The organism is Alterirhizorhabdus solaris (genome assembly GCF_007785815.1).
GTDB classification, from domain to species: Bacteria; Pseudomonadota; Alphaproteobacteria; order Sphingomonadales; family Sphingomonadaceae; genus Alterirhizorhabdus; species Alterirhizorhabdus solaris.
The window spans coordinates 1-2177 of record NZ_VNIM01000198.1; the positions used below are offsets into that span (position 1 = coordinate 1).

2 protein-coding genes are annotated in these 2177 nt (G+C 71.4%); both read right to left on the reverse strand.

Going from position 1 to position 2177, the window contains the following annotated elements:
• Positions 1–802, reverse strand: an 802-nt coding sequence (locus tag FOY91_RS21205; RefSeq protein ID WP_145156034.1) for a dicarboxylate/amino acid:cation symporter, incomplete at its 3' end; no start/stop codon positions are given.
• A 66-nt stretch (positions 803–868) separates the two neighbouring features.
• Complete coding sequence (locus FOY91_RS21210) at positions 869–2128, reverse strand: dicarboxylate/amino acid:cation symporter (protein ID WP_238995837.1); 1260 nt, start codon at positions 2126–2128, stop codon at positions 869–871.
• Between the last annotated feature and the right edge of the window lie 49 nt (positions 2129–2177).

The window sequence follows — 2177 nt, forward strand, 5'->3', positions numbered from 1 at the left end:
CCTCACAGTACTGTCGCGCCACCAGCCGCACAGCTGCAACCCGTTTCATACTTAGCAACCCGGGACCCAGGCAGCTCTCCCCGTAGGGCGCCTCCGGCAGCTCCAGAGGTTTATAAGAGACAGCCCGCCCCCCTACCGCGAGGAAGAGCCCCAGCCCCCCCGCCGGCGCCAGCCACAGCACCCAGTCCACGATCACCAGCATCGCCGCCACGATCGCGCGGAAGAAGGTGACGAGACTGTCGCGCAACGCCGGCGCGATCCGCGTGATGGCGAAGCCGAACAGCAAGGCGAACACCACCAGCGGCACCATCGCGGTATCGGCCGCCGCCTTGATCGGGTTGGTCGGGATCAGCCCGGTCAGCCAGTCGGCGGCGGGCGCCACCGGCGGCACGACGCCCCCCGTCGCCCCCAGCAGCCCCGATTGCGCCGGTGCCGGCCAGACGGAGAGCAGCCCGAGCACCACCACCGCCGACACCGCGCAGGCCGCCACCAGCAGCGCCGCGAACCACAGCAGCGCGCGCCGCGCCACCCCGCCGGTGGCGGCACCGTCGGCGGCGCTGGCGATGCCGGTGACGAGCAGGCCGAACACCAGCGGCACCACCGTCATCGTCAGCGCATCCAGCCACAGCCGGCCGATCGGTTGCGCCACCGCCAGCATCCGGTCCAGCCCCGCCACCTGCCAGCCGCCGAGCGTCGCGCCGAGCGCGAGGCCGATCACCAGCGCGGCGAGGATGCGCGCCGACAGGCCGAAGCGCGCGGGCCGCCCGCCCGTGGATACCTGTTCGCCCCGATCCGCCATCATGCCCCCATCGCCGGGTCACCCTGTCACGATCGCCCGGGCGGGGCGAGGGCTTTGTGTTTCCGTGACTTAGCGCGCGGTGGCCGTCCCGGCGACGGGTTCGGCCAGCATCCCCTCGCGCTTGGCCACGATCAGCGGCACCAGCGCCTGCCCCGTCACATTCACCGCCGTGCGGCCCATGTCGATGATCGGGTCGATCGCCAGCAGCAGCCCCACCCCTTCCAGCGGCAGGCCCAGCGTGGAGAGGGTGAGCGTCAGCATCACGATCGCACCCGTCAGCCCCGCCGTCGCGGCCGAGCCTACGACCGAGACGAAGGCGATCATCGCGAAATCCGCCGGCCCCAGCACCAGCCCGTAATATTGCGCCACGAACAGCGCCGCCACGCCGGGATAGATCGCGGCGCACCCGTCCATCTTGGTCGTCGATGCCAGCGGCACGGCGAAGGCGGCATAGGCGTTGGGCACGCCCAGCCGTTCCACCACCGTCTCCGTCACAGGCAGCGTGCCGATCGACGAACGCGAGACAAACCCCACCTGCATCGCCGGCCATACCGTCGCGAAGAAGCGGCGCGGGCTCAGGCCGTTGAGCAGCAGGATGGCGGGATAGACGACGAGCAGCACCAGCCCCAGCCCGATATACACCGCCAGCACGAACTGGCCGAGCGAGGACAGCGCATCCCAGCCATATTGGGCGATGGCGGTGCCGAACAGGCCGATCGTACCCAGCGGCGTGAGCGCGATCACCCAGCGCAAAATCCGCCGCACGATCGCCGAGGCGGAGCGGATGAAGCCGAGAAACGGCGCGCCCGCCTCCCCCACGCGCAGCGCCGCCACGCCGATCACGATCGAGATCACGACGATCTGCAACACGTTGAAGCCGAGCGTGGTCGTGGCCGCGCCGTCCGCCAGCTTCGTGGTCGCCTGCAGGCCGAGGAAGTTGCCCGGCACCACCCCTTTCAGGAAATCGAGCCAGCTGCCCACCGTGCGCGGCCCGGCGTCCGCCGCCAGCCCCGCGCCGTGGTGCAGCCCCGGTTGCAGGATCAGGCCGAGCGTGATGCCGATCGCCACCGCGATCCCCGCCGTGATCGCGAACCACAGCAGCGTGCGCCACACCAGCCGCGCGGCATTGGCGAGTTCGGCCAGGTTGGCGATGCTGGCGACGATCGCGGTGAAGATCAGCGGCGGCACCAGCGCCTTGAGCAATTGCACGAAGATCCCGCCGGTCAGGTCCAGCGCCTGCGTCAGCCCGTTCGGCGCGCCGCCTGCCCCCGGCCCGATCGCGCGCGCGGCCAGCCCCAGAGCCAGCCCCAGCACCATCGCGGCCAGAATCTGCGCGCCGAACGAGCGCCAGAACGGGCGGGGCGGACGGGGAGCGCCG